Genomic DNA, 1,636 nt, shown 5'->3' with positions numbered 1-1,636 from the left:
GGGCCGCCGCGGCGGCCCTTCCCCCGGCCGACCCTGGCGGCGGCACGACGGCGCTCGGCCCGGCCGGGCCCGGGAAGGGGCTCCACCCGTGCGTGGGTCCTGCCCGCGTCGCGGCCGGAGTCGTGGGGAGCGGCGGCCGGAGGTGTCCTGCCGGGCGCGGATCCGGGAGGCTGCGTGCCGCGACGACGCCTGCGTCGTGCTCTGTCGTATGTGTCGTTCCGGCTGGGTTCGGCCCGCCATGGCATGTGCGACTGCCTCCTGTTCTTCTATGGCATCTGCCGGAACTGTATATGCATGCGTCGGGCCGCCGTCGCCCCCTGAAGTCGACTGCGCGGAGCCCGGTCTGGTGGTACGTCACTCACATACGGCCGAGTGGGGAAGTGACGTGCGTCACTTATTAAGGGTTGTTTAAGAATCAACGCCGCGAGCGCCCGGTTTTGCGCGACTCGTCCGCAGTTGACGCTTGTCTTGACCGACGGTCAAAGTCTCCTCGACTCCCCGACATTCACGGCTTCGCCACATATGGAGCACCCGCATGCGCAACAGGACTGCACTGACCACAGCAGTCACATCCGGCGTCGCCCGCGAACCGGAGCCATGCCCGACACCGGGCGACGACGTCTTCGGAAAGGTCGCCCGGCCCGGCGGCGACGGTACGAGCGCCCGCCTGCAGGACGTCGAGCTCTTCGACGGCACGCCGAACCTGCCGCCGGTCTCCGGGGCCGGCGGCTCGCACGCGCGCCACCGGGCGGGGAAGCCCCGGCATCTGCGGAAGGCCCGCCGGGCGCGGAGAGCGGACCCGGAGTCCGAGCGCGAGAGACGCAGCGGCATGTCGCTGCCGCTGCTGATCACGGGGGCGCTCGCGGCCGGGTTCGGACTGTCGGTGGGGCTGACCTCCGGGATGGATCAGGAGCCCGCGGACAAGCTGACCCTGACGATGCCCGATCTCCCTCCGCCCCAGGAGACCCGGGACAGCGAACCGGCCTCCCCCGCCCGGACGTCGACGACCCTGCCCCCTCCGTCGGCCACCACGCCCCCGACCCCGGGCATCGGCACGGCGACGCCCCGGGCCACCGGTACGGGCACCCCCGGGCCGACGGTGTCCGGCCGGCCGGCGGGCTCCGGGACGCCGACCGCCCCCGGGCGGACTCCCGCACCCCCGACGCGTTCCGCCACGCACCGGCCCGATCCCACCCCGACCCGCACGACCCCGCCGTCCGAGCGCCCCGGCACCCGGGTCCTCCGCCGCGGCAGCACCGGGCCCGAGGTCGAGGACCTCCAGCGCCGACTCCGGCGGCTCCACCTGTACTTCGGATCGACCGACGGCACGTTCGGCCCCTTCCTGGAGGCCGCCCTGAGCAGTTTCCAGCGGATCAACGACATCCCGGAGGAGCGGGGCGTGTACGGTCCGCTGACCCGCGCCGCCCTTCAGGCCGCGACAGGCCGGGGCGACCGTCCGGGCCGCGACCGCGGCGACGACCGGGACGGGTGGAACGGCCGGGGAGGCACCGGATGAGGAACGGGAAGCCGGCGGGCGCACGGCGGCGGGCACCCCTCTCCGCGCACCTCGGTGTGCCGGGGCCCGGAACCCGACGGGCCCCGGAGTGAGGACGGGGCCGCGCCGCATCGACGCGGC

General features: G+C 74.3%; 1 protein-coding gene. It reads left to right on the top strand.

Annotated elements, in window-relative coordinates; genetic code table 11:
* Window positions 1-535: 535 nt before the first annotated feature.
* Window positions 536-1,516, top strand: coding sequence for a peptidoglycan-binding domain-containing protein (locus IE311_RS36480; RefSeq protein WP_189836205.1), 981 nt, complete (start codon window positions 536-538; stop codon window positions 1,514-1,516).
* Window positions 1,517-1,636: the final 120 nt, after the last annotated feature.

This window comes from Streptomyces zaomyceticus, from assembly GCF_014656215.1.
Taxonomy (GTDB): domain Bacteria; phylum Actinomycetota; class Actinomycetes; order Streptomycetales; family Streptomycetaceae; genus Streptomyces; species Streptomyces zaomyceticus.
This window is presented reverse-complemented; position numbering and strand designations above follow the sequence as displayed.